The sequence below is a fragment of the Pseudomonas sediminis genome, from assembly GCF_002741105.1.
GTDB classification, from domain to species: Bacteria; Pseudomonadota; Gammaproteobacteria; order Pseudomonadales; family Pseudomonadaceae; genus Aquipseudomonas; species Aquipseudomonas sediminis.
On sequence record NZ_NIQU01000005.1, the window covers coordinates 264170 to 288266 of the forward strand.

The 24097-nt window shown below is 60.9% G+C and carries 20 protein-coding genes and 6 tRNA genes; 20 read left to right on the plus strand and 6 right to left on the minus strand.

What is annotated here, in order from left to right:
• Positions 1 to 31: 31 nt before the first annotated feature.
• The 8 genes from CDO35_RS14410 to CDO35_RS14445 all read left to right on the plus strand — a co-directional run bounded on the left by CDO35_RS14410 (position 32) and on the right by CDO35_RS14445 (position 8075).
• A complete protein-coding gene (locus CDO35_RS14410; RefSeq protein ID WP_279432786.1) occupies positions 32 to 892 on the plus strand; it encodes a dTDP-4-dehydrorhamnose reductase family protein in 861 nt (286 codons plus the stop codon).
• Between the two features lie 62 nt (positions 893 to 954).
• Positions 955 to 1965 (plus strand): polysaccharide biosynthesis protein, encoded by a 1011-nt coding sequence (locus tag CDO35_RS14415; RefSeq protein ID WP_099525395.1) that lies wholly within the window; start codon positions 955 to 957, stop codon positions 1963 to 1965.
• The gene (wecB, locus tag CDO35_RS14420; RefSeq protein WP_099525396.1) at positions 1958 to 3085 is read left to right on the plus strand and encodes a non-hydrolyzing UDP-N-acetylglucosamine 2-epimerase; all 1128 of its coding nucleotides are present in this window, start codon (positions 1958 to 1960) and stop codon (positions 3083 to 3085) included. Before CDO35_RS14415 ends, wecB begins: the two co-directional genes overlap by 8 nt.
• 2 nt (positions 3086 to 3087) lie before the next feature.
• Positions 3088 to 4050, plus strand: a complete 963-nt coding sequence (locus tag CDO35_RS14425) for a UDP-glucose 4-epimerase family protein (RefSeq protein WP_099525397.1) — start codon at positions 3088 to 3090, stop codon at positions 4048 to 4050.
• Positions 4047 to 5063 (plus strand): MraY family glycosyltransferase, encoded by a 1017-nt coding sequence (locus CDO35_RS14430; RefSeq protein WP_099525398.1) that lies wholly within the window; start codon positions 4047 to 4049, stop codon positions 5061 to 5063. Before CDO35_RS14425 ends, CDO35_RS14430 begins: the two co-directional genes overlap by 4 nt.
• Positions 5060 to 5647, plus strand: a complete 588-nt coding sequence (locus tag CDO35_RS14435) for a PglD-related sugar-binding protein (RefSeq protein WP_099525399.1) — start codon at positions 5060 to 5062, stop codon at positions 5645 to 5647. Before CDO35_RS14430 ends, CDO35_RS14435 begins: the two co-directional genes overlap by 4 nt.
• A gap of 9 nt (positions 5648 to 5656) precedes the next feature.
• Positions 5657 to 7657: a polysaccharide biosynthesis protein gene (locus CDO35_RS14440; protein WP_099525400.1), complete on the plus strand. Its 2001-nt coding sequence runs from the start codon at positions 5657 to 5659 to the stop codon at positions 7655 to 7657.
• A 94-nt stretch (positions 7658 to 7751) separates the two neighbouring features.
• A complete protein-coding gene (locus tag CDO35_RS14445) occupies positions 7752 to 8075 on the plus strand; it encodes a ComEA family DNA-binding protein (protein WP_099525401.1) in 324 nt (107 codons plus the stop codon).
• Positions 8076 to 8474: 399 nt separating this feature from the next.
• Here the strand turns inward: CDO35_RS14445 and CDO35_RS14450 are convergent.
• Both CDO35_RS14450 and CDO35_RS14455 read right to left on the minus strand, forming a co-directional pair.
• A tRNA-Asn gene (locus CDO35_RS14450) sits at positions 8475 to 8550 on the minus strand.
• A 237-nt stretch (positions 8551 to 8787) separates the two neighbouring features.
• Positions 8788 to 9984 carry an amino acid aminotransferase gene (locus tag CDO35_RS14455; RefSeq protein ID WP_099525402.1) on the minus strand — a complete coding sequence of 399 codons (1197 nt, stop codon included), beginning with the start codon at positions 9982 to 9984 and terminating at the stop codon, positions 8788 to 8790.
• A gap of 245 nt (positions 9985 to 10229) precedes the next feature.
• Here CDO35_RS14455 and uvrB point away from each other — a divergent pair, with 245 nt between their 5' ends.
• Positions 10230 to 12245 carry an excinuclease ABC subunit UvrB gene (gene uvrB / locus CDO35_RS14460; protein WP_099525403.1) on the plus strand — a complete coding sequence of 672 codons (2016 nt, stop codon included), beginning with the start codon at positions 10230 to 10232 and terminating at the stop codon, positions 12243 to 12245.
• Between the two features lie 147 nt (positions 12246 to 12392).
• On the opposite strand, the gene CDO35_RS14465 is transcribed toward uvrB, so the two are convergent.
• The gene (locus CDO35_RS14465; RefSeq protein WP_099525404.1) at positions 12393 to 13946 is read right to left on the minus strand and encodes an MDR family MFS transporter; all 1554 of its coding nucleotides are present in this window, start codon (positions 13944 to 13946) and stop codon (positions 12393 to 12395) included.
• Positions 13936 to 14985 carry an HlyD family secretion protein gene (locus CDO35_RS14470; RefSeq protein ID WP_099525405.1) on the minus strand — a complete coding sequence of 350 codons (1050 nt, stop codon included), beginning with the start codon at positions 14983 to 14985 and terminating at the stop codon, positions 13936 to 13938. The genes CDO35_RS14465 and CDO35_RS14470 overlap by 11 nt, the downstream gene beginning before the upstream one ends.
• A 107-nt stretch (positions 14986 to 15092) precedes the next feature.
• Here CDO35_RS14470 and CDO35_RS14475 point away from each other — a divergent pair, with 107 nt between their 5' ends.
• The 9 genes from CDO35_RS14475 to CDO35_RS14515 all read left to right on the plus strand — a co-directional run bounded on the left by CDO35_RS14475 (position 15093) and on the right by CDO35_RS14515 (position 20010).
• On the plus strand, positions 15093 to 16013 hold the full coding sequence (locus tag CDO35_RS14475) for a LysR family transcriptional regulator (protein WP_099525406.1): 921 nt from the start codon (positions 15093 to 15095) through the stop codon (positions 16011 to 16013).
• A 33-nt stretch (positions 16014 to 16046) separates the two neighbouring features.
• Positions 16047 to 17528, plus strand: coding sequence for a glutamate--tRNA ligase (gene gltX, locus CDO35_RS14480; RefSeq protein ID WP_099525407.1), 1482 nt, complete (start codon positions 16047 to 16049; stop codon positions 17526 to 17528).
• 201 nt (positions 17529 to 17729) lie between these two features.
• Positions 17730 to 17805: transfer RNA gene (locus CDO35_RS14485), tRNA-Ala, on the plus strand.
• A gap of 60 nt (positions 17806 to 17865) precedes the next feature.
• Positions 17866 to 17941, plus strand: a tRNA-Glu gene (locus tag CDO35_RS14490).
• Between the two features lie 48 nt (positions 17942 to 17989).
• Positions 17990 to 18065 (plus strand) — tRNA-Ala (locus CDO35_RS14495).
• A gap of 48 nt (positions 18066 to 18113) precedes the next feature.
• Positions 18114 to 18189 (plus strand) — tRNA-Glu (locus CDO35_RS14500).
• Positions 18190 to 18236: 47 nt separating this feature from the next.
• A tRNA-Ala gene (locus CDO35_RS14505) sits at positions 18237 to 18312 on the plus strand.
• 295 nt (positions 18313 to 18607) lie between these two features.
• Entirely contained in the window at positions 18608 to 19147 is a 540-nt protein-coding gene (locus CDO35_RS14510; protein WP_099525408.1) for a TetR/AcrR family transcriptional regulator, read from the plus strand.
• A 23-nt stretch (positions 19148 to 19170) separates the two neighbouring features.
• Entirely contained in the window at positions 19171 to 20010 is an 840-nt protein-coding gene (locus tag CDO35_RS14515) for an alpha/beta fold hydrolase (RefSeq protein WP_099525409.1), read from the plus strand.
• Here CDO35_RS14515 and CDO35_RS14520 read toward each other — a convergent pair.
• Entirely contained in the window at positions 19980 to 21842 is a 1863-nt protein-coding gene (locus CDO35_RS14520) for a sensor domain-containing diguanylate cyclase (protein WP_243699089.1), read from the minus strand. The two genes, CDO35_RS14515 and CDO35_RS14520, sit on opposite strands and share 31 nt — an antisense overlap.
• 198 nt (positions 21843 to 22040) lie before the next feature.
• Between CDO35_RS14520 and CDO35_RS14525 the strand changes: the two genes are divergently transcribed.
• Entirely contained in the window at positions 22041 to 22490 is a 450-nt protein-coding gene (locus CDO35_RS14525; protein WP_099525411.1) for an acyl-CoA thioesterase, read from the plus strand.
• A gap of 5 nt (positions 22491 to 22495) precedes the next feature.
• Here CDO35_RS14525 and CDO35_RS14530 read toward each other — a convergent pair whose 3' ends face one another.
• Positions 22496 to 22891: a hypothetical protein gene (locus CDO35_RS14530; RefSeq protein WP_099525412.1), complete on the minus strand. Its 396-nt coding sequence runs from the start codon at positions 22889 to 22891 to the stop codon at positions 22496 to 22498.
• A 173-nt stretch (positions 22892 to 23064) separates the two neighbouring features.
• Between CDO35_RS14530 and CDO35_RS14535 the strand changes: the two genes are divergently transcribed.
• Positions 23065 to 24015, plus strand: coding sequence for a tRNA dihydrouridine synthase (locus tag CDO35_RS14535; protein ID WP_099525413.1), 951 nt, complete (start codon positions 23065 to 23067; stop codon positions 24013 to 24015).
• Positions 24016 to 24097: the final 82 nt, after the last annotated feature.

Here is a 24097-nt window from a genome sequence, read left to right on the forward strand (position 1 = left end):
GGGGCTTTATAGCTAATCTAAGGTATCTGAAGTGGCAAAGGTTCTGGTTCTGGGTGTAACTGGCATGCTTGGAAATGCCGTTTTTCGAGTGTTCGGTGCCGATGCTGCGCACCAGACTTGGGGTACTCTCCGCAGCACAGCGGCGCTGCGGCACTTCGCAGCGGGCCGCCATGCCCGACTAATGTGTGGCGTCGATGTGCTCGATCAGGATGCGCTGATCGATGTGATGGCGAAGGTCAGGCCGGATGTAGTGATCAACTGCGTCGGCCTGATCAAGCAGTTGGCCGATGCCAAGGATCCGCTCACTGCGCTGCCGATCAATGCCATGCTGCCTCACCGGCTGGCGCGCCTCTGCGAACTGGCCGGTGCAAGGTTCATCCATGTCAGTACCGACTGCGTGTTCTCTGGTAGAAAGGGGCTTTATCAGGAGAGCGATCTCTCGGACGCAGAAGATCTCTACGGCAAGTCCAAGTACATCGGCGAGCTACACGATCTGCCGCATGCCATTACCTTGCGTACCTCGATTATCGGCCATGAGCTAGGGTCTAGCTATGCGCTGGTTGACTGGTTTCTCTCCCAGCAAGGCGGCGTCAAGGGGTTCACCAAGGCAATCTTTTCCGGCTTGCCGACTGCGGAGCTCGCACGCGTGATGAAGGACTTCGTGATTCCGCACCCGCAGCTCAACGGCCTGTATCATGTCGCCGCTGCGCCAATCGACAAGTTCAGACTGCTGAGCCTGGTGGCGGCTCAGTACGGCAAGCAAATCGAGATTCACCCGGATGATGCGCTGGTGATCGACAGGTCGCTGGATGGCTCGCGTTTTCGCCAGGCTACCGGCTATGTCGCGCCGGAGTGGCCGGAGCTGGTCCGGCGTATGTACGAGCAGCGCTAGTCTGCCCTGATGAAAGAGAATCCACGCAGCCGTCTGGCTGCGTTTACGTTCTGGAAGGTTCTATGTTCGACAATAAGGTATTGATGATCACCGGTGGCACCGGTTCCTTTGGCCATACGGTGTTGCGGCGTTTCCTCGATACCGACGTGCGCGAGATCCGCATCTTCTCCCGCGACGAGAAGAAGCAGGAGGACATGCGCATTGCCCTGGCCAATGACAAGGTCAAGTTCTACATCGGCGATGTTCGTGACTATGACAGCCTCAAGCAGGCCATGGTCGGCGTCGACTACATCTTCCATGCCGCGGCGCTCAAGCAGGTGCCGTCCTGCGAGTTCTATCCGATGGAGGCGGTGCGCACCAACGTCAACGGCACTGAGAATGTGCTCAATGCTGCCATCGCCAGCGGCGTAAAGCGCGTGGTGGTGCTCTCCACCGACAAGGCGGTGTACCCGATCAACGCCATGGGCATCTCCAAGGCCATGGCCGAGAAGCTGATGGTCGCCAAGTCGCGGATGATTCCCGAGGGCGGCACAGTGGTCTGTGCCACTCGCTACGGCAACGTGATGGCCTCGCGCGGTTCGGTAATTCCTCTGTTCATCGACCAGCTGCGCAGCGGCGAGCCGCTGACCGTTACTGACCCGCAGATGACACGTTTTCTGATGTCGTTGGAAGACTCGGTCGATCTGGTGCTGCATGCCTTCGAGCATGGCGAGCAGGGTGACTTGTTCGTGCAGAAGGCGCCTGCCTCAACCGTCGGAGATTTGGCCCAGGCGCTCAAGGAGCTGTTCGGTCATGACAATCCGGTGCGAGTCATCGGTACTCGGCATGGCGAGAAACTTTACGAGTCGCTGGTATCGCGTGAGGAAATGGCCAAGTCCGAGGACATGGGGCGCTACTACCGCATTCCAGCCGATAACCGCGATCTGAACTACAAGAAATACTTCGTCGAGGGCGAGGAGAGGATCTCCGAACTGGACGACTACACCTCGCACAATACCCATCGTCTGGACGTACCCGGCATCAAGGAGCTCCTGCTGAAGCTCGATTACATCAAGGAGCAGCTCGATGCTTAAGGTCATGACACTGGTCGGGACCCGCCCGGAACTGATCAAGATGAGCCGGGTGATTGACGAGATGGATCGCCAGGTGAACCACGTGCTGGTGCACTCGGGGCAAAATTACGACTACGAGCTCAACCAGGTCTTCTTTGACGATCTGGAGATCCGCAAGCCCGATCACTTCCTCGGTGCCGCCGGCGAGACCGCCGCTCAGACCATCGCCGAGGTGATTGCCAAGGCGGACGCCGTGTTCGAACTGGAAAAGCCTGATGCGTTGCTGCTCTATGGTGACACCAATACTTGCCTGGCGGTGATCGCCGCGAAGCGCCGCAAGATTCCTGTGTTCCATATGGAGGCGGGCAACCGCTGCTTTGATCAGCGTGTGCCGGAAGAGCTCAACCGCAAGGTGCTCGATCATCTCTCCGACATCAACCTGGTGCTTACCGAGCATGCTCGTCGCTATTTGATCGCTGAGGGCATCCGCCCCGAGACTATCATCAAGACCGGCTCGCACATGCATGAGGTGCTGGATTACTACAGGCCGAAGATCGAGGCCTCCGACGTACTGGTTCGTGAGGGGCTCGAGGCCGGAAAATTCTTCATTGTCAGCACCCACCGTGAAGAGAACGTCGACACTCCGGACAACCTGCGCGATCTGCTTGCCACGTTGCGAGCGCTGGCCGACGAATATGGCTTCCCACTGATTGTCTCGACCCATCCGCGTACACGTAAACGGCTGGAGGCGCTGGGCGAATCGCTGGATCACCCGCTGATCCGTTTCTCCAAACCATTCGGTCTGCTCGATTACATCAAGCTGCAGATGAACGCTTTCTGTGTGCTCTCTGATAGCGGCACCATCACCGAGGAAGCCTCGTTGCTCAATCTGCCGGCGGTGACGCTGCGCAATGCTCATGAGCGCCCCGAGGGTATGGACCAGGGCACGCTCATCATGACCGGGCTGAAGAAGGATTCGGTGCTGGCTGCGGTCAAGGTTATCACCAGCCAGCACCATGCCGCCAAGCGGGTGATTCCGCTGGTGCCCGACTACGAAGGCGGTCCGGTGTCGCTGCAGGTGGTGCGGGTGGTGCTCAGTTACACCGACTACGTGAACCGTACCGTCTGGCGCAAGGACTGAATATGCGTGTTCTGCTGACTGGCGCCAGTGGCTTTGTCGGCCGTGGCGTGCAGGCGCGCTTGCTGGCCGATGGCGTGCATCGGTTGCGCTGTGCCCAGCGCAATGCACCGGTTGCCCCACTTGTCGGGGTGGAGTACTGCCTGGCTCCGTCGTTGGATGCGGAGGCCGACTGGTCACAGGCGCTCGCGGACGTCGATGCGGTCATTCACTGTGCAGCGCGGGTGCACGTGATGCATGAGCAGGTCGCCGATCCGCTGGCGGAGTTTCGTCGAGCCAACGTCGAGGGCACGCTACGCCTGGCGCATCAGGCTGTGGCCGCGGGCGTGCGGCGTTTCGTCTTCGTCAGCTCGATCAAGGTCAACGGTGAGCAGACTTTCCCAGGGCAGGCTTATAGGGCCGATGATGTTTCGAATGCAACGGACCCTTACGGCATCTCAAAACGAGAGGCTGAGGATGAATTGCTGGCTCTTGCTGATGAAACAGGGCTGGAGGTGGTCATCGTCCGTCCGCCTTTGATCTATGGCCCCGGGGTCAAGGCCAACTTCTTGAGCATGATGCGCTGGCTGCAGCGGGGTGTGCCGTTGCCGTTCGGTGCCATAGATAACCGCCGCAGTCTGGTGGCATTGGATAACCTGGTGGACTTGCTGGTGGTGTGCCTTACCCATCCGGCGGCCAGCGGGCAGCGGTTTCTGGTCAGCGACGGCGAGGATCTATCTACCACCGAGTTGCTGTGTCGTCTGAGTGCCGCTCTCGGGCGCCCAGCGCGGCTCTTGCCCGTGCCGCAGGCCATGATAGAGCGGGCTGCGATCTTGCTCGGGCGTCGCCAGCTTAGTCAGCGCCTGTGTGGTTCGTTACAGATCAGCATGGACAAGACGCGCGAACGACTGGGGTGGACTCCACCTCTTACCGTTGATCAGGCTTTGGCCAAGACTGCTGCGCATTATCTGAAAGAAATATCTAAATGAAAGTTATGGTTCTGATGGTGGTCACTGCTGTCTTGGCGTGGGGACTGACAGCGTTGCTGCGACGCTATGCGCTGGCCCGCAGCCTGATGGATATACCCAACGCGCGCAGCTCGCATAGCCGGCCAACTCCTCGTGGAGGAGGCGTCGCCATTGTGGTGGCATTCCTCCTGGCGTTGTGCACCGCGTCCGCTGCAGGTCTGGATTTACCGGCTGATATTTATTACTCGCTGCTAGGTGCGGGTTCGGCAATTGCGTGGCTTGGATTCCTGGATGATCACGGGCACATTGCCGCTCGCTGGCGCTTGCTTGGGCATTTCGCTGCTGCTGCTTGGGCACTTTTCTGGCTCGGTGGGCTGCCGCCGTTGGCAATACTTGACCACTCAGTTGACTTTGGTTGGTTGGGTTATTTGCTGGCCTCTTTGTATCTGGTTTGGTTACTCAACCTTTACAACTTCATGGATGGAATCGATGGCATTGCCAGCATCGAGGCTATCTGTGTTTGTGTGGGAGGCGCTTTGTTATATGCCCTCCAGGGGCATGCCGACGCTGCAGTGCTGCCGCTGTTGCTGTCGTTTGCTGTAGTGGGATTTCTTTACTGGAATTTCCCGCCGGCGCGAATTTTCATGGGCGATGCTGGTAGCGGCTTTCTAGGCGTGGTGCTTGGCGTTCTTTCCTTACAGGCGGCGTGGATCGATCAATCCTTGCTTTGGGGCTGGCTGATCTTGCTGGGTGTTTTTGTTGTAGACGCGACCTTTACTCTACTTCGGCGTTTACTGCGCGGAGACAAGGTTTATGAAGCTCATCGAAGCCATGCGTATCAATACGCTTCGCGTCATTTCGGTCGCCATTTGCCGGTTACCCTGGCGGTAGCCGCGATCAATCTCTGCTGGCTGTTACCGGTGGCAATTTGGGTAACGCAAGGCGGCGATGGTTTGGTCGGACTAGTGTTGGCTTACGTGCCTCTGATAGCGCTGGCTATCAAGTTTCGTGCTGGCGAGTTGGAGCGCAGATGAGTCAGTTGCGGAAATTGTTAGTTCTTGGAGCTGGTGGCCACGGTAAGACTGTTGCCGAGGCTGCATTACTCTCTGGAGAGTGGCAGCAGGTAGTTTTCCTCGACGATAGATGGCCTGAGCTGAAGGTTGTTTTTGGCCTGCCTGTGGTCGGTGGCCTGAGTCATTTGGCTGAAAATGCTAGGGCAGCTGACGGAGCTATCGCGGCGTTTGGTAATAATTCCTTGCGTCGTACGTGGAATGAAAAGATCACTGCCGCTGGCATTTCGTTAGGCAGCGTAGTTCACCCTCGTGCTTGCGTGAGTGCTTCAGCTTCAATCGGTCCTGGTTCAGCCATCATGTCACTAGCAGTCGTGGGCGCTGAGGCTCGGCTGGGGCAAGGGGTAATCATCAATGCGGGGGCGGTGGTCGACCATGATGTGACATTGGAAGACTATGCGCATCTTGGTGTTGGTGTTTGCTTGGCTGGCGGAGTCACGGTCGGCGAAGCCGCTTGGCTTCAGGCAGGTTGCAGTGCTGGATATGGTGTGGTTATCGAACCGGGTTTAGTTATCAAACCTGGTCAGGCTCTGGTTGCCAAGGACTGAGGTATTGAGATGATTCATCGAAGAATAGAGTTATTGCGCCACAGCCTTTTGCATTTGTCTCGTCGGCAGAAGCGAGTTCTTCAACTGGCTGTTGATATATTGCTAATTTGGCTGGCGCTGTGGCTGTCGTTTGCCGTTCGTATGGGGGATTGGGATGCTGCCAGACCTTTTTCTGGTCATGGCTGGCTGTTTCTGCTGGCGCCTGTTATTGCACTTCCCATTTTCATCAGACTGGGGATGTATCGCGCGGTAATGCGTTATGTGGGTAATGATGCTCTTGTAACGATAGCCAAGGCAGTGACCTTGTCTGCATTGGTGCTATCTCTGGCGGTTTATTGGTATCGCGGGCCGACGGCTCTCGTTCCAAGGTCCATGGTTTTTAATTATTGGTGGCTGAGCCTGCTGCTGTTGGGTGGTTTGCGTTTGACCATGCGCCAGTTCTTTATAGGTGATTGGTTCGAGCCGATTGCTCGCCGTCGCGATATCGAGTCAGGCACTTCCAAGGTTGCTATATATGGAGCAGGGGCGGCGGGTAACCAACTGGTAGCCGCTTTACGTTTGGGTAAAGCGATGCGCCCGGCTGCATTCATTGATGATGATTCCGGTATTGCTACTCGCACGATTGCGGGCCTGCGCGTCTACTCGCCCAAGCATATTCAGCAAATGATCAATGAAACGGGGGTGACAGAGGTTTTGCTGGCAATGCCCTCGATTCCCCGCGCGCGCAGACGAGAGATACTCGAGGCGTTGGAGCCTTACGCGCTCCATGTACGCAGCATCCCCGGATTTATGGATCTCGCTAGCGGCCGGGTAAAGGTCGAAGACCTTCAGGAAGTTGATATCGCCGACCTTTTGGGCCGCGACGCCGTGCCGCCTCGACAGGATTTGTTCGAACGCTGCATCAAGAATCAAGTCGTCCTGGTAACCGGCGCTGGTGGCTCCATCGGTTCGGAGTTGTGTCGGCAGATTCTCGCTAGCGGCGCGCGGACCTTGCTGCTTTTCGAGCACAGCGAATTCAATCTCTACAGCATCCATGGCGAATTGCAGCAGCGAATCGAGCGGGAGTCGCTGCCGATCAAGCTGGTGCCGATTCTCGGGTCTATCCGCAACTTCGAGCGGTTGTTCGATATTCTGCAGACCTGGCGGGTCAACACCATCTATCACGCCGCTGCTTACAAGCATGTGCCGATGGTCGAGCATAACGTTGCTGAGGGCGTGCTCAATAACCTGGTCGGTACGCTCAATGCGGCGCAAGCGTCGATCAAGGCGGGAGTCGCCAATTTCGTTTTGATTTCTACCGACAAGGCGGTGCGGCCTACGAATGTCATGGGCAGCACCAAGCGCCTGGCTGAGATGGTACTGCAGGCGCTGAGTCGTGAGTCTGCGCCGTTGCTGTTCGGTGATGACTCAGGTGTTCATCACGTCAACAAGACCAGGTTCACCATGGTGCGTTTCGGCAATGTGCTGGGCTCTTCCGGGTCTGTTATTCCGTTGTTCAGGGAGCAGATCAAGCAGGGTGGGCCGGTGACGGTTACGCATCCGAACATCACGCGCTATTTCATGACTATCCCTGAGGCCGCGCAGCTAGTGATTCAGGCCGGTTCGCTGGGGCAGGGCGGTGATGTGTTCGTGCTGGATATGGGCGAGCCGGTCAAGATTGCCGACCTTGCGGAGAAGATGATTCGTTTGTCCGGTCTGACTGTGCGCGATGAGCGTAATCCGCATGGCGATATCGGTATCGAGTTCACCGGGTTGCGCCCAGGTGAGAAGCTCTACGAGGAGCTGCTAATCGGCGAGGATGTGAAGCCTACGGAGCATCCGATGATCATGCGTGCGGAAGAGGATATGTTGCCCTGGGACGAGCTCAAGGCGCGCTTGCAGGCGCTGCTGGCTGCAGTCAACGAGGATGACTACGCTCGCGTACGCGTGCTGCTGCGTGAAACCGTGCATGGTTATGTGCCGGAAGGTGAGATCGTCGACTGGATTCATCTCAGAAACCGGGAGCGTTGAGGCTTTGATTTGACAGTTGGGAGATAGCGTCTAGGTTGATTCTTGTGGGGTTTCATACCTCACTTGGATCTACTTACGACAAGGAATGCACATCATGCAAAAACTCCGTCTATCTTCCCTTCTGTTCGCTGTTCTCGCTTCCTTCTCTCTGGCTGCCGCCGCAGCTGAAACCCCAAAAACCGAAAGTGCCAAACCGGCTGCAGCGCATGTAGCGCAGGTTGCCGTGGTCAATCTCAATACCGCTGATGCTGCAACGCTGCAGAGTGAGTTGGCGGGTATTGGTGCGACCAAGGCGCAGGCGATTGTGGCTTATCGGGAGGAGCACGGTAATTTCGCCTCGGTCGATGAGCTATTGGAGGTGAAAGGTATCGGCGAGGCGACGCTGGAGAAGAATCGCGACAAGTTGAGTGTTAACTGACGCCTGGCGGCGTTGTTGTCTGGGCCGGTCTTTTGACCGGCCTTTTTGCTTTTAAGGCTTGTATGTTGTCACGCTTGCTTATTGGGCGCTCTCGGTGCGCGTGGCGCAACCTACGAAGAGCGCTTGGCGAGCTATAAAGAGTCGGTTTAGTGCGGCCTGAGGGGCGAGCGAAGCGAATAATCTAGGACAGGCTCCCTGGTGAGAGTCCTGCAGGCACAAAAAAGCCCCGGATCAACCGAGGCTTTTGAATTTGGCTCCGCGACCTGGACTCGACAGCGCAGCTGAACGCGCTTTAGCGCGGCCCCGAAGGGGGGAGCGAGGCGAATAACCTGGGACTCAGTCCCTGGTGAGAGTCCGCAGGCAATAAAAAACCCAGCGGTTAGGCTGGGTTCTTGAATTTGGCTCCGCGACCTGGACTCGAACCAGGGACCCAATGATTAACAGTCATTTGCTCTACCGACTGAGCTATCGCGGAACAACGGCGCGTATGTTACTGATTAAAAAAGAGAAGTCAACACTTTGTCGCGATATCTACCCGGTTGGAATTCGGGATGTTCAGCGATGATGTCGTGGGAGGGGCTTTAGCCGCGACAACTGCAGTCGGCGACAAATCGCGGCTGAAGCGGAATGCCGCCCAGCCGCTCCTGCAGTGACTGTTGGCGCATACAAAAACGCCGGCCCTTGGGCCGGCGTTTTTGTCTATCGCAGAGGCTTAAAGCACGGCGTGGATCGCGCGGGTGACGCTGTCCAGGTTGCCGTTGTTCAGAGCGGCGACGCAGATGCGGCCGGTGCCGACGGCGTAGATGCCGAACTCTTCCTTCAGGCGCTCCACTTGCTCCACGGTGAGGCCGGAGTAGGAGAACATGCCGCGTTGCTCGGCAACGAAACCGAAGTCGCGCTTGGCGCCCAGTGCGGCCAGTTGCTCGACCATGGCCAGGCGCATGCTGCGGATGCGGTCGCGCATTTCGCCCAGTTCGGCTTCCCACATGGCGCGCAGCTCGGGGCTGTTCAGTACGCTGGCGACCACGGTGGCGCCGTGGGTCGGCGGGTTGGAGTAGTTGGTGCGGATCACGCGTTTGAGCTGCGACAGGACGCGAGTCGACTCTTCACGGCTGCTGGTGACCAGCGACAGGGCGCCGACGCGTTCGCCGTAAAGCGAGAACGATTTGGAGAAGGAGCTGGAAACGAAGAATTCCAGGCCTGACTCGGCGAACAGGCGCACGGCTTCGGCGTCCTGGTCGATGCCGTCACCGAAACCCTGGTAGGCGATATCGAGGAAGGGCACATGCTCGCGCTCGCGCAGCACTTCCAGTACGGCTGTCCAGTCTTCCAGCTGCAGGTCGACGCCAGTCGGGTTGTGGCAGCAGGCATGCAGCACGACGATGGAGCGCGCCGGCAGGTTGCGCAGGTCTTCGAGCATGCCGCCGCGGTTCACGCCGTTGCTGAACGGATCGTAGTAGCGATAGTTCTGCACCGGGAAACCGGCCGATTCGAACAGGGCGCGGTGGTTCTCCCAGCTCGGGTCGCTTATGGCGACGGTGGCGTCCGGCAGCAGGCGCTTGAGGAAGTCAGCGCCGATCTTCAGTGCGCCGGTGCCGCCGAGGGCTTGGGTGGTGATTACGCGGCCGGCGTCGATCAGCGCCGCGCCCTTGCCGAACAGCAGTTCCTGCACGGCCTTGTCGTAGGCTGCGATGCCTTCGATCGGCAGGTAGCCGCGCGGAGCATGCGCCTCGATACGCGCTTTTTCGGCTTCTGCGACGGCGCGCAGCAGCGGAATTCGCCCCTCCTCGTTGTAGTAGACGCCCACGCCAAGGTTGACCTTGGTGGTGCGGGTGTCCGCGTTGAATGCTTCGTTGAGGCCCAGGATGGGATCGCGCGGAGCCATTTCGACGGCAGAGAAGAGACTCATGATGGGTGCGACAACTCGAGTGAGGGGTGGGTGGCCAGGCGTCCCCGACAAAAGCGCTAGGGGGCGCGTAAACGGGGCGTTAGTATAACGACCCTGAATCCAGGGGGCGACAGCGCAAAGCCCTGAATTAAGGCCTTTTGCCAGGTAATTCGACTCTACCTGGACCTATTGCCGAATCGCCCCGCAATTCATGGCTTTTGACGCGGTCCGACAGGATGCGTCACAGCCATTTGTCGAGGTACTGCATGTCCGAGTTTCAGTTGGTGACCCGCTTCAAACCTGCTGGCGATCAGCCCGAGGCGATTCGGCAGATGGTTGAGGGGCTGGAAGCCGGTCTGTCACATCAGACCCTGCTCGGCGTGACGGGCTCGGGCAAGACTTTCTCCATTGCCAACGTGATTGCCAAGGTGCAGCGCCCGACCCTGGTCCTGGCGCCGAACAAGACCCTGGCCGCGCAGCTCTACGGCGAGTTCAAGGCGTTCTTCCCGAACAACGCGGTGGAGTACTTCGTCTCCTACTATGACTACTACCAGCCGGAAGCCTATGTGCCGTCGTCGGATACCTTCATCGAGAAGGATGCCTCGATCAACGACCATATCGAGCAGATGCGTCTGTCGGCGACCAAGGCGCTGATCGAGCGCAAGGACGTGATTGTGGTCTGCACCGTGTCGTCGATCTACGGCTTGGGTAGCCCCGAGGAGTACCTGAAAATGGTGCTGCACCTCGATCGGGGCGACAAGATGGACCAGCGTGCGCTGCTGCGCCGACTGGCCGAGCTGCAGTACACGCGTAACGACATGGACTTCGCCCGCGCCACCTTCCGCGTGCGCGGCGATGTGATCGACGTCTTTCCGGCGGAGTCGGATCTCGAAGCCATCCGTGTCGAGCTGTTTGATGACGAAGTGGAGAGCATTAGCGCCTTCGACCCGCTGACCGGCGAGGTGATCCAGAAGCTGCCGCGCTTTACCTTCTACCCCAAGAGTCACTACGTCACCCCGCGTGAAACGCTGCTGGAGGCGGTTGAGCACATCAAGGTCGAGCTGCAGCAGCGCCTGGAGTACCTGCGCGGTGCCAATAAGCTGGTGGAGGCGCAGCGTCTGGAGCAGCGCACCCGCTTCGATCTGGAGATGATTCTCGAACTGGGCTACTGCAACGGCATCGAAAACTACTCACGCTACCTCTCGGGTCGCCCGGCTGGCGCGCCGCCGCCCACTCTTTATGACTACCTGCCTGATGAAGCTCTGCTGGTGATTGATGAGTCCCACGTCTCGGTGCCGCAGGTCGGCGCGATGTACAAGGGCGACCGCTCGCGCAAGGAAACCCTGGTGGAATACGGCTTCCGCCTGCCTTCGGCGCTGGACAACCGACCGATGCGCTTCGAGGAGTGGGAGGCGGCCAGCCCGCAGACCATTTTCGTGTCCGCCACGCCTGGGCCTTACGAGGGCGAGCATGCCGGGCGTGTGGTGGAGCAGTTGGTGCGACCGACTGGCTTGGTCGACCCGCAGATCGAGGTGCGCCCGGCGCGCACTCAGGTCGATGATCTGCTCTCGGAGATTCGTTTGCGCGTGGCGGCGGGCGATCGTGTGCTGGTCACCACGCTGACCAAGCGCATGGCCGAGGACTTGACCGATTACCTGGGTGATCACGACGTCAAGGTGCGTTACCTGCACTCGGACATCGATACCGTTGAGCGGGTGGAGATCATTCGCGACCTGCGTCTGGGCGCCTTCGACGTGCTGGTGGGTATCAACCTGCTGCGTGAGGGCTTGGACATGCCCGAGGTATCGCTGGTGGCGATCCTCGATGCGGACAAGGAAGGCTTCCTGCGCAGCGAGCGCTCGCTGATCCAGACCATCGGCCGCGCGGCGCGTAACCTCAACGGTCGAGCGATTCTCTACGCCGACAACATGACCGGCTCGATGCAGCGCGCCATCGGCGAGACCGAGCGGCGTCGTGCCAAGCAGATCGCCTTCAACGAAGCCAACGGCATCGTGCCCAAGGGCGTGCAGAAGGACGTCAAGGACATCCTCGAAGGCGCCGTGGTGCCCGGTGCGCGAAGCAACAAGCGCAAGGGCATGGCCAAGGCGGCGGAGGAGAGCGCACGCTACGAGAACGAGCTGCGCTCGCCGAGCGAGATCACCAAGCGTATTCGTCAGCTGGAAGAGAAGATGTACGCCCTGGCGCGCGATCTGGAGTTCGAGGCCGCCGCGCAGTTACGTGATGAGATTCAGAAGCTGCGGGATCGGTTGCTGCAGGTTTGATCTCGGGCGGTCGCCCCCGGATTGCATCCGGGCTATGCCTCGGCGCATCGCGTAGGGTGGATGACGCTCTTCTCATTCACCCTACGACTACATTGATCGCCATCTGGTGGATGTAAAAAGCGACATCCACCCTACGTGGTAGGTGCCTCAATGCCCTGCGCCACCGCCCGCCATGTTCTGCGGCAGCTTTCGTGTCAGCAGGATCGCCAGCATGCTCACGCCCAGGGCGATGCCGATGAAGTGGAAGGCGTCGTTGTAGGCCATGATGATCGCTTGCTCATGCACCATCTGGCTGAGCTTGGCCAGCGCTGCCTGTTCGCTGCCCAATGTCTGCGTCAGCAGGTGCAGGCGTTCCTCTACCTGCGGGTTGGTCGGCACGATGGATTCGCGCAGGTAGTCGAAATAGACCTTGGCGCGGGCATCCAGCAGGGTGGCTAGCAGGGCGATGCCGATTGCTCCGCCAAGGTTGCGCAGGATGTTGAACAGGCTGGAGGCCGAGCCGGCATCCTGCGGCAGGATGTAGGCGGTGGCGATCAGCGACACCGTGACCATCACCAGCGGCTGGCCCAGAGCGCGGACGATCTGGATGTGCTGGAACTGCTCGCCTGCGAAGTCCGGGTTGAGCACGCCGGAGAAGAAACTCGCCGCGCCGAACAGGGCGAAGCCTAGGGCGCATAGCCATTTTGGCGAGATGATCTTCATCAACTTGGGCACCAGAGGGATCAGAAACAGCTGCGGCACGCCCATCCACATGATCACTTCGCCGATCTGCAGGGCGTTGTAGCCCTGGATCTGCGCCAGGTACAGCGGCAGCACATAGATCGATCCATATAGCCCGACACCGAGCCCCAGGCTGGAAATGCTGGCCAGGCCGAAGTTGCGTTCGCGCAGCACGCCCAGGTTGATCAGCGGGTTGGGCCGGGATATCTGCAGGATGACGAACAGGATCAGGCTGACCAGCGCCACGCTGCCCAGGCCGACGATCAGTTGCGATTCCAGCCAGTCCTTGCGGTGGCCTTCTTCGAGAAACACCTGCAGACAGCCCAGGCCCAGACCTAGGGTGGCGATCCCGGCGTAGTCGGTGGTCTTCAGCAGTTCCCAGTGCGGCGCCTTCTTTTCCAGGCCATAGAGCAGGCCGGCGATCATGATCAGGCCGGGCGGCACATTGATGTAGAAGATGTATTCCCAACCCCAATTCTCGGTCAGCCAGCCGCCCAGCGTCGGGCCGATGGAGGGGGCGAAGGTGGCGGTAATGGCGAACAGGGCCATGCCCTTGGCGCGGTGGTGCTCGGGGAGCTTGATCAGTGTCATGGTGAACGCCAGCGGGATCAGTGCGCCGCCAGTGAACCCCTGCAGGGCGCGGAACACGATCATGCTCTCCAGGCTCCAGGCCAGGGAGCACAGCAGCGAGGCGATCAGAAAGCCCACTGACACCCACACAGCCAGGCGCCGCGCCGAGAGCAGCTGCACCAGCCAGGCGGTGAGCGGGATCATGATGATCTCGGCTACCAGATAGGACGTGGAAATCCACGAGCCTTCCTCAAGCGTGGCGGACAGCGCGCCTTGGATGTCCTTGAGCGAGGAGTTGGTGATCTGGATATCCAGCACCGCCATGAAAGCGCCGAGCATGGTGCTCATCACCGCGATCCAGTCGCGGCGGCTGGGTTCCGCCGTGGGGCGGACCAGTGCATCACCCGCCATGGCTGTCGTCGCTGCGCAGATCCACGGTGACCTCTACCGACATGCCGGGGCGGATCAGCCCGCGCAACGGGTTGTCAGCGGCGAAGGTCAGCTTGACCGGAATGCGCTGCACCACCTTGGTGAAGTTGCCGGTGGCGTTGTCTGGTGGCAGCAGGCTGAACTGCGCGCCGGAGGCGGCGAACAGGCTGTCGATGCGGCCTTCGATGGGCGTGTCCGGGTAGCTGTCGAACAACAGTTCGGCTTTCTGCCTTGGGCGCATGCGGCCGATCTGGGTTTCCTTGAAGTTGGCCTGGATCCAGATGTCCTGATCCGGCACCAGCGACAGTAGATAGGTGCCGCTTTGCACCACCTGGCCCTCGCGCGCCGAGCGCTGGCCGACCATGCCGCTGATCGGCGCGTGAATCTGCGTGCGCGAGAGATTGAGGTCGGCTTGTTCCAGGTCGGCCTGGGCGGAAAGGATCAGCGCGTCCAGGCGTTTCAGCTCGGCTTCCAGGCTGGCTACCTGCTGGCGCTGCGCCTGCAAATCGGCCTGAGCTTTGGCCACTTGGGAGCGGGCCACGCGGTTGTCGGCAGCCAGGGTGGTGACGCGCTCTTCGGAGACATAACCCGGCTTGCGCAGGGTCTGGGCGCGGCCGAGATCTAGCTTGGAGCGGTCGAGGGTCGCCTGGCTGGCTGCGACGTCGGCCTGGCTGGCGGCAATCAGGCTGGCCTGCTGGTCGAGCTTGCTCTGCGCCTGGGTGCGTTCGGCCTGATGGGTTTCCAGAGCGGCGAGGGCGCGTTGACGGGCCAGGCGGAAGTCGGCGTCTTCCAGCACTGCCAGAAGCTGGCCGGCTTCGACATGCTGGTTGTCACGCACCAGTACCTTTTCGATCCGTGCGTTCAGTTGGCTGGAGAGGCGGGTGATCTCACCCTGCACGTACGCATTGTCCGTGCTCTCGTGGTAGCGACCGACCAGCAGCCAGTGGGCGAGCAGGGCACCGGCGATCAACACCAGGAGGATCACGAAGACGAGGAGGCGACGTTGCAGTTTGGCAGGCATGCTTGAGGCTCAAGGGGCGTCATGGAAGTGTAAGTAAATTTAACAGCGTTCCCTTTTCGCTAGTAGACTCTCGACTTGGCATGCTTTGTTGCGTATGAGGAACAATCATGGGGCTCGATGATGCTTTGATTTTTACCCGGGTGGTGGAGTGCCACAGCTTCACGCAGGCGGCGACCAGCCTGGGAATGCAGAAGTCGACGGTGAGCCGTCGCATTGCGTTGCTCGAAGAACGCCTTGGCGTGCGTCTGCTCAATCGCACCACGCGCAAGTTGCGCCTGACCGAGGTGGGCCAGGCTTACTACGAGCGTTGCCGGCAGATCATGCTCGACTTCGCCGAGGCCGAGCAGGCGGTGATGCAGCTGCAGCGAGAGCCGTCGGGGCTGTTGCGGATCACCTCACCCACCGAGTTCGGCCAGCTGTTTCTCGGGCGAGTGCTGGGCGAGTTCATGCGTCAGTACCCGCAGATCGACGCGGAGGTGGAGCTGACTTCACGCTCGGTCGATCCGCTGGAGGAGGGCGTGGATATCTCTATCCAGGTCGGCCAGCCGCAGGATTCCACGCTGATCGCGCGCAAGCTGTTCGAAAGTGGCCGGCGCCTATGCGCCAGCCCTGCCTACCTCGCAGCGCACGGTACGCCGCGCAGCGTTGCCGAGCTGGAGGGGCATCGGGCGATCCTCCTGCAGCACGATGCGCCGCGTTATTGGCCGCTGCTGGGCGAGCATCTGCCGTGTCAGCGAGTGATGACCTGCAACAACATCACCTTCGCCCGTGAGGCGACGCTGGCAGGTGCAGGGATTTGCGGGCTGCCGGTGATGATCAGTGAGGAGGCGGTGCGCAGCGGGCGCCTGGTCGAGCTGCTGCCTGAGGCGCGCTTGCCGGTAGGTGAGGTGTATGCCATCTACCCGTCACGACGCTTCCAGGCGATGAAGGTCAAGACCTTCCTCGACTTCCTCATCGCCAGCTTGCCCATCACTCGTGGCGGGTTGCTGGAGCCAGGTGCCGCCGGCCTGCTAACATCGTCCGCTTGATTCAATCCTCGTGTCTTCCTTCCGAGAGCATTCATGACCACCGTCCGTACCCGTATCGCGCCATCGCCAACTGGCGACCCCCATGTCGGCACCGCCTATATCGCGCTGTTCAACCTGTGTTTTGCCCGTCAGCATGGTGGCCAGTTCATCCTGCGCATCGAGGACACCGACCAGGTTCGTTCCACGCGTGAGTCCGAGCAGCAGATTTTCGACGCACTGCGTTGGCTGGGTATCGAATGGGACGAAGGCCCGGACGTTGGCGGCCCGCACGGCCCGTATCGGCAGAGCGAGCGTGGCGAGATCTACAAAAAGTACTCCGATGAGCTGGTCGGCAAGGGCCATGCTTTCCCGTGCTTCTGCTCCGCAGAGCGCCTCGATGAAGTGCGTGCGCAGCAGATGGCCAACAAGGAAACTCCGCGTTACGACGGCCATTGTATGCACCTGGAGCCAGCTGAGGCGCAGCGCCGCATCGCCGCAGGTGAGTCGCACGTCGTGCGCATGAAGGTGCCCAGCGAGGGCGTCTGCGTGGTGCCGGACATGCTGCGTGGCAATGTCGAGATCCCATGGGACCGCATGGACATGCAGGTGCTGATGAAGGCCGATGGCCTGCCGACCTACTTCCTGGCCAACGTGGTCGACGATCATCTGATGGGTATTACCCACGTGCTGCGCGGTGAGGAATGGCTGCCGTCCGCGCCCAAGCTGATCAAGCTGTACGAGTACTTCGGCTGGGAACAGCCGGCGCTGTGCTACATGCCGCTGCTGCGTAATCCGGACAAGAGCAAGCTGTCCAAGCGCAAGAACCCCACCAGTATCACCTTCTACGAGCGCATGGGTTACCTGCCGCAGGCTATGCTCAACTACCTCGGCCGTATGGGCTGGTCAATGCCGGACGAGCGCGAGAAGTTCTCCCTGGGCGAGATGATCGAGCACTTCGACATCAACCGCGTGTCGCTGGGCGGGCCGATCTTCGATCTGGAGAAGCTGTCTTGGCTCAACGGTCAATGGCTGCGGGAGCTGCCGGTGGAAACCTTCGCCGCTGAAGTGCAGAAGTGGGCCCTGAACCCCGAATACCTGATGAAAATCGCGCCGCATGTGCAGGGCAGGGTGGAAACCTTCAGCCAGATCGCACCGCTGGCCGGTTTCTTCTTCTCTGGCGGTCTGAACCTGGATGCCAAGCTGTTCGAGCACAAGAAACTGTCGCCTGATCAGGTGCGTCAGCTGATGCAGCTGATCCTGTGGAAGCTCGAATCGCTTCGCCAGTGGGAAAAGGAGCGCATCACCGGCTGCATTCAGGCGGTGGTCGAGCATCTTGAACTGAAGCTGCGTGACGCCATGCCGCTGATGTTCGCGGCGATCACCGGCCAGGCCAGCTCGGTATCGGTACTCGATGCCATGGAAATCCTCGGCCCGGACCTGACTCGTTTCCGTCTGCGCCAGGCTCTGGAGCTGCTCGGCGGCACCTCGAAGAAAGAGGCCAAGGAGTGGGAAAAGGTGCTGACGAGCATCGCTTGATGCTTTCGTAGGGTGCGCCGTGCGCACCGACTTGACTGTGGTTGTATGCGGTGCGCACAGCGCACCCTACGATTTAGGTCGGCGTTTGATTCTTGGTTTGGCTCTAAGTAATTGTTCTAGTGGCAAAAACTTTGGGCTGGCCGGAAAAATGTTGTTGACAGCCAATCGGGGCACTCTTAACATGCGCCCCGTCCTCGAGATGGGGCTATAGCTCAGCTGGGAGAGCGCTTGCATGGCATGCAAGAGGTCAACGGTTCGATCCCGTTTAGCTCCACCAATCTCGGCTCCTTCGGGAGTGCCAGAATCGATGTGAGTCGATTCACGATCAGGGTCTTGCGTCCCCTTCGTCTAGTGGCCTAGGACACCGCCCTTTCACGGCGGTAACAGGGGTTCGAGTCCCCTAGGGGACGCCATTTATTCCAGCCGCAACGTCCAGGCGTTGCAGCCGACCGCAAGGTTTCGGGGCTATAGCTCAGCTGGGAGAGCGCTTGCATGGCATGCAAGAGGTCAACGGTTCGATCCCGTTTAGCTCCACCAAACACTGACAAGACCAGCTGAGTGCTGGCCTTGTTCTTCGAAGGTTTTGTCCCCTTCGTCTAGTGGCCTAGGACACCGCCCTTTCACGGCGGTAACAGGGGTTCGAGTCCCCTAGGGGACGCCATTTTCCAGTCGCAGCGCTCAGGCGCTGCGAGCCGACCGCAAGGTTTCGGGGCTATAGCTCAGCTGGGAGAGCGCTTGCATGGCATGCAAGAGGTCAACGGTTCGATCCCGTTTAGCTCCACCAATCACACAAGGCCAGCCTAGCGCTGGCCTTGTCGTTCGAAGAAGTTCGTCTAGTGGCCTAGGACACCGCCCTTTCACGGCGGTAACAGGGGTTCTGGTCGCCTAGGGACGCTATTTTTCTTGCCGCATTTGCGGAACCCAGGGGCCACCTCTTCGGAGGTGGCCCCTTTTTGTTTTCGTCTCCCTTGTCTGGCGCTCGGCCTGCGCTTTCGTAGTGCGGACCAATGGTCGTACTGGTGGCTTGCAAATTAATATTATGACCGTAATATTGCTTTCGTCATATAAAGGGCAAGACCATGAGTGAGCGCAAGCGTGAAACCCGTCAACGCATCATCGCCGCGGCTGGCCGTGTACTCGCCGAGCGTGGGCCGGGCGACCCGGCCGTGGCCGAAGTGATGGCCGCCGCCGGGCTGACGGTGGGCGGTTTCTATGCGCATTTCGCCAGCAAGGACGCATTGATGCTCGAAGCCTTTCGCCAACTGCTCGCCGTCAGGCGGGGGCGCGTTGTAGAGATCGATCGGCGCATGACGGGCCGGGAGCGTCGGGTGTTGCTGGCAGCGTTCTATCTGTCGCGCCGGCACCGCGACAATGCTGACGAGCGCTGCCCGCTGCCCAGTTCGCTGGCGGAAATCGCGCGTTTGCCGGCGGGCTTTCGTCAGGCCCTGGCCGAGCACACCGAGTTGATGGTGGCGCATATGAGCGCCGCGCCTGAGGAGGCGGATGTGGCGCTGGCCGACCTGGCGCTGATGATCGGTGGTCTGGCACTGGCGCGGGCCTTGGGGCCAGGCGAGTTGTCCGACCGGGTGTTGCGTGCTGCCAAGTCGGCAGTTGTCTGAAATCGAGCGTGAAGGAGAGGGTGATGAACCAGATGACCTGGGTACGAGGTGTCAACGCAACGCTGGGCAGAGTCGCCCCGCAACTGATCGCCAGCCGTTTGCGTGAGCGCTTCATGACGCCACGCACGCAACCGCCGCGAGACTGGGAGTTGCCGCTGCTGGCCAGTGCCGAGCGCATCACCCTGCGCTTTGGCTTGTCGGCGCTGCGCTGGGGGAGTGGGCCGACCGTGCTGCTGATGCATGGCTGGGAAGGGCGGCCAACCCAGTTTGCGTTGTTGATCCGCGGTCTGGTCGACGCAGGCTATGGCGTCATCGCACTGGATGCGCCTGCCCATGGCCGTTCACCTGGACGAGAAGCCAATGTGGTGCTGTTTGCGCGTGCATTGCTCGAGGCCGCCAGCGAGTTGCCGCCGCTGCGGGCCGTGATCGGTCACTCGATGGGCGGTGCCAGCGCGCTGCTGGCCACACAAATGGGCTTACGCTGCGAGACGCTGGTGACCGTCGCCGCGCCCAGTCGCATCCTCGGACTGTTGCGCGGTTTCGCTCGATTCATGGGGTTGCCGGCCGAGGCGCGAGCGCATTTCGTTCGCGCCGTTGAAACGACGGCGGGCATCCCCGCGGCGCATCTCGATGTGCAGCGTTATCAGCTGGATCTGCCGGGGCTGATCGTGCATGCCGAGGATGATCAGGTGGTGCCGGTAGGCGAGGCCGATCTGATTCACAAGGCCTGGTTCGACAGCCAGTTGCTGCGCTTGCCGGCGGGCGGACATCAGCGTCTGCTGAGCGATCCGCTGCTTCTGCAGGCTGTACTCGAGTTGTTGGAGCAAGTGCCTCAGGCGTCCTTGAAGGCTCTGGCCTCGTAGCTGACCACACGGTTACGGCCGCCCGCCTTGGCGCGGTACAGGGCGCGGTCGGCCAGTTCCAGCCAGTGCTCGCCGCAGTCCGACTCGCTCGGTACGCCGGCATGCAGGCCGATGCTCAGGCTCAGCGCTATCGACTGTTGTTGGTAAAGGCAGGGATTGAGCGCGAGCTCTTCGCGCAGTTGTTCGGCCAGGTCGAGTGCGCCGGTGAGATCGGTGCTGTCGAGCAAGATGACGAATTCTTCGCCGCCGAAGCGCGCCAGCAAATCGCTACTGCGCAGGCGCTGCTGGATGCGCTGGGCTGCATGGCGCAGGCAGGCATCGCCAGCGAGATGTCCGTAGCGGTCATTGACCTGCTTGAAGTGATCCAGATCCAGCATCAGGACTGCCAGTGACTGTCGGCTGCGCACGGCGCGGGCGCAGGCGCGCGCCAGTTCTTCGCTGAGAGTCTGGCGGTTGAACAGGCCGGTAAGCCCGTCGCGTCGGTTCAGTTCGGCCAGGCGCAGGTTGGCGTTGGACAGTTGCTGCAGGGTGTCCTGCAGCGTCGCGGTGCGCTCCTGTACGCGCTGTTCCAGGCTTTCGCTGATCTGCGTTTGCAGTTCCAGGTGCTTGGTCTGTTCGCTGCGCAGGCGGCGCTCCTGATCGATCAGCTTGGCCTGAGCCTGGCGTTCGGCTTGCTGCACCTGGCGGATGCGCGAGGCCAGGGCGATGGAGAACACCGTCATCTCGATCAGGCCGCCAATCTGCTGGGCATGCAGGGTCAGCAGCGAGTAGGGCAGCAGTCCGGTGCCGGTGAGGATGCTGGCAAGGCTGGCGGCGATCAGCACGAACCAGCCCAGGGCGAACAGGCGCGCGGCTGCGTAACCGCCGCGCCAGCGCAGCAGGGTAATGACGAAGGCGGCCAGTGCGCAGGCGGTCACCAGCACGAAGCTGCCGATCAGGGCGGGTGCATACGGGCCAAACAGCGCCATGCCGAGCACCAACCAGGCGCAGGCCTTGAGCGTATTGGCGACCCAGCGATAAGGTCTGGCGGCCTTGTCCAGATCCAGCACGCCGTAGGTGAATTGAATGCCGAACAATGTCGCCAGGGCGGAGCTGAGCGGGAAGCTCAGTTGATGCCAGGCCAGGGCATTGGGCCACAACCATTGCAGGGCGAAGCCGAGCTGGATGAACTGGTAGAGACTGAAGCTGGCGACGAACAGGCTGTACCAGAGGTAATTGCGGTCGCGGGTGATGCAGAAAATGCTCAGGCTGTAGATCAGCATTGCCATCAGGGCGCCGAAGAACAGGCCCTGCAGCAACAGGCTGCGCTGTTCCTGATGGTCGAAGGCATCGCGGGTCATCAGACTGGCGCTGAGGTTGGCCGAGCCGTCAGTTTGCATGCGCAGCCAAATGCGCTGGCGTTCGCCAGACGTTACGTGCAGAGGCAGTACCAGTTGCCGGTGCTCGACCCAGCGCCAGTCGAAGGGGCGCTGGTCACCTGCGCGGTAGATGCGTTTGTCGTCCAGGCCGTAGGCGTCCAGTTGATCCAGCAGTGGATTGCCGATCAGCAGCACCCAGCCCAGCGAGCGGCTGTGCGGGTTGTGTACGTCCAGGCGTAGCCAGTAGGTGCTGCCGCTGTAGCCGAAGCTGGCATCGCGCCGCTCCACTGCTTGCCAGGCGGAGTCGGGCAGTGCATGCACATCGGTGATGTCGGCACGGCCATCCGGGTCTTCCCAGAACGTCATGTAAGGCCCGGGCAATGTCTGCGTCTGACCAATCGGCAGCGACAGGCTTTGCGCCCAGGTCAGTGCTGGTAGCAGCAGAAGTATCAATAGGCGCAGGGTGGCAGTCAATTGTCTCGGGCTCTCGTGCGAGTGCGCTGCATTATGGCGCGCGATGATGGCACGATGAAAGCTCGGCGCTGCACGGAGAGGCCGTGCGGCGTATCATGCGGCACCTGATCGACTGGCCGCCGAGGAAGCAGGCAGCCGCATTCTGGAATCGGATCACCCGGCTTGCCGCATGCAGGCTGCATACTCGGAGGTAGAGTCATGAACTGGGAGTTGCCCGACCCCTTCGTCATCGATATCGAAGTGAGCGCAGACGACATCGATGGCCTCGGCCACGCCAACAACGCGGTGTACGTCAGTTGGCTGGAGCGTTGCGCCTGGCGGCACTCGCAGTTCCTTGGGCTGGACCTGGTCGAGTATCGCCGTCTGGACCGGGCCATGGCCGTGGTGCGTCATGAGATCGACTACCTCGCCAGCGCCTACGAAGGGCAGCATCTGCAGATGGCAACCTGGATCGTCGAGTCCGATCAGCGCCTGAAGATGGATCGACGTTTCCAGCTGGTGCGCCCGGAAGATGGCGTTACCTTGCTGCGTGCCAAGACCACCTTCGTCTGCATCGAACTGTCCAGTGGGCGCCCCAAGCGCATGCCGGCGGAGTTCGTCGAAGGCTATGGCAAGGCGCTGACGCCGCCTTATCCGCTGGAGCTGTAAGCTGCTCAGTCATCCACCGGCGCAAGAAATACCTGTTCCGGCTCGACCATGATGGCGAAGTTGCGGGTTTCGCCGGGGCGCAGGATGACGGACTGCGCCACATCCGGCCCACGGCCTCCACAATAGCCGTCCGGCGACATGGCCACGGCGACGCTCAGCTCGCCGCTGGGCAGGTCCAGGCTGGTGTGGTCACCCGGGCCAAGTTTCGCCACTACCTGCTGGTTGACGTAGAGCTCCACGTCGCAGGCATTCGGTGCGTTGTTGTCACGGCTGAAGATCAGGCGCGCGGGCGCATCGGCAACCGGGTCTGCCGGCATGGGGACGATGCCGCTGGGCATCGCTTCATCAGCCTGGGCGCCCCAGCAGCAGATGCCCAGAGCGATCAGTGCGAGATAACGCATGGCGAGCCTCTCTGTTGGGTGGAATGTCAGTGTGGCCTATCTGATGCCGTAGATACGACACCTGTGGCCCTGCTGAGTGCGGTTTGAGCATCGTCTTTCGCCCTGCCTGAGCGTCGCTCGACGACTTTTCATGCAGCCCATACACTGTGCGCCCCATTTTTCCGGACAACCACATGCAAATCGCCCTGGCGCCCATGGAGGGGTTGGTCGACGAGATTCTGCGCGACGTGCTGACCCGCATCGGCGGCATCGACTGGTGCGTCACCGAGTTCATTCGCGTCAGCGAACGGCTGTTGCCGGCTGCCACCTATCACAAGCTGGCGCCCGAGTTGTTCAATGGCTCGCGCACTCAGGCCGGCACACCGATGCGTGTGCAGTTTCTGGGGTCCGATCCGCAGTGCCTGGCGGACAACGCCGCCTTCGCCTGCACGCTCGGCGCGCCGGTGATCGACCTCAACTTCGGTTGCCCGGCCAAGACAGTGAACAAGTCGCGTGGTGGCGCGGTGCTGCTCAAGGAGCCGGAACTGTTGCATGCCATCGTTCGCGAGGTGCGGCGCACCGTACCGGCCGAGATTCCGGTCACGGCGAAGATGCGCCTGGGCTTCGAAGGCAAGGAGGGCGCGCTGGACTGTGCGCGGGCGCTGGCCGAAGGCGGAGCGAGCCAGATCGTCGTGCATGCGCGCACCAAGGTCGAGGGCTACAAGCCGCCGGCGCACTGGGAGTGGGTGGCGCGTGTGCAGGAGGTGGTCGGCGTGCCGGTGTTCGCCAATGGCGAGGTGTGGACGCTGGACGATTGGCGCCGCTGCCGCGAAATCAGCGGCGTGGATGACATCATGCTGGGGCGCGGCCTGGTTTCTCGGCCAGGGCTGGCGCGACAGATCGCTGCCGTCAGAGCCGGCGAGGAGCCCGAGGAAATGAGCTGGGTCGAGCTGCAGCCGCTGTTGCTCGACTTCTGGCAGCAGGCACGGCGCAAGCTGGCGCCGCGTTATGCGCCAGGGCGCCTGAAGCAATGGCTGGCGATGCTCACGCGCACCTATCCAGAGGCTGTTGCGCTGTTCGCTGAAGTTCGCCGCGAGCAGGATTGCGAGCGTATCGATAGGCTGCTGACTGAACAAACTCGGTAGGCGCGAGCTCTCCTGATCCTAGCGTTAGATGATCGAGGCATGCCTTGAAATTCCTCTGACAGGCCTCAGATAAGTGAATGCG

Bases quoted from the DNA above. Each gene is read 5' to 3' on its own strand.
- CDO35_RS14415 (WP_099525395.1), top strand. From the start codon at position 955: ATGTTCGACAATAAGGTATTGATGATCACCGGTGGCACCGGTTCCTTT.
- wecB (WP_099525396.1), top strand. From the start codon at position 1,958: ATGCTTAAGGTCATGACACTGGTCGGGACCCGCCCGGAACTGATCAAG.
- CDO35_RS14425 (WP_099525397.1), top strand. From the start codon at position 3,088: ATGCGTGTTCTGCTGACTGGCGCCAGTGGCTTTGTCGGCCGTGGCGTG.
- CDO35_RS14430 (WP_099525398.1), top strand. From the start codon at position 4,047: ATGAAAGTTATGGTTCTGATGGTGGTCACTGCTGTCTTGGCGTGGGGA.
- CDO35_RS14435 (WP_099525399.1), top strand. From the start codon at position 5,060: ATGAGTCAGTTGCGGAAATTGTTAGTTCTTGGAGCTGGTGGCCACGGT.
- CDO35_RS14440 (WP_099525400.1), top strand. From the start codon at position 5,657: ATGATTCATCGAAGAATAGAGTTATTGCGCCACAGCCTTTTGCATTTG.
- CDO35_RS14445 (WP_099525401.1), top strand. From the start codon at position 7,752: ATGCAAAAACTCCGTCTATCTTCCCTTCTGTTCGCTGTTCTCGCTTCC.
- CDO35_RS14455 (WP_099525402.1), bottom strand. From the start codon at position 9,984: ATGAGTCTCTTCTCTGCCGTCGAAATGGCTCCGCGCGATCCCATCCTG.
- uvrB (WP_099525403.1), top strand. From the start codon at position 10,230: ATGTCCGAGTTTCAGTTGGTGACCCGCTTCAAACCTGCTGGCGATCAG.
- CDO35_RS14465 (WP_099525404.1), bottom strand. From the start codon at position 13,946: ATGGCGGGTGATGCACTGGTCCGCCCCACGGCGGAACCCAGCCGCCGC.
- CDO35_RS14470 (WP_099525405.1), bottom strand. From the start codon at position 14,985: ATGCCTGCCAAACTGCAACGTCGCCTCCTCGTCTTCGTGATCCTCCTG.
- CDO35_RS14475 (WP_099525406.1), top strand. From the start codon at position 15,093: ATGGGGCTCGATGATGCTTTGATTTTTACCCGGGTGGTGGAGTGCCAC.
- gltX (WP_099525407.1), top strand. From the start codon at position 16,047: ATGACCACCGTCCGTACCCGTATCGCGCCATCGCCAACTGGCGACCCC.
- CDO35_RS14510 (WP_099525408.1), top strand. From the start codon at position 18,608: ATGAGTGAGCGCAAGCGTGAAACCCGTCAACGCATCATCGCCGCGGCT.
- CDO35_RS14515 (WP_099525409.1), top strand. From the start codon at position 19,171: ATGAACCAGATGACCTGGGTACGAGGTGTCAACGCAACGCTGGGCAGA.
- CDO35_RS14525 (WP_099525411.1), top strand. From the start codon at position 22,041: ATGAACTGGGAGTTGCCCGACCCCTTCGTCATCGATATCGAAGTGAGC.
- CDO35_RS14530 (WP_099525412.1), bottom strand. From the start codon at position 22,891: ATGCGTTATCTCGCACTGATCGCTCTGGGCATCTGCTGCTGGGGCGCC.
- CDO35_RS14535 (WP_099525413.1), top strand. From the start codon at position 23,065: ATGCAAATCGCCCTGGCGCCCATGGAGGGGTTGGTCGACGAGATTCTG.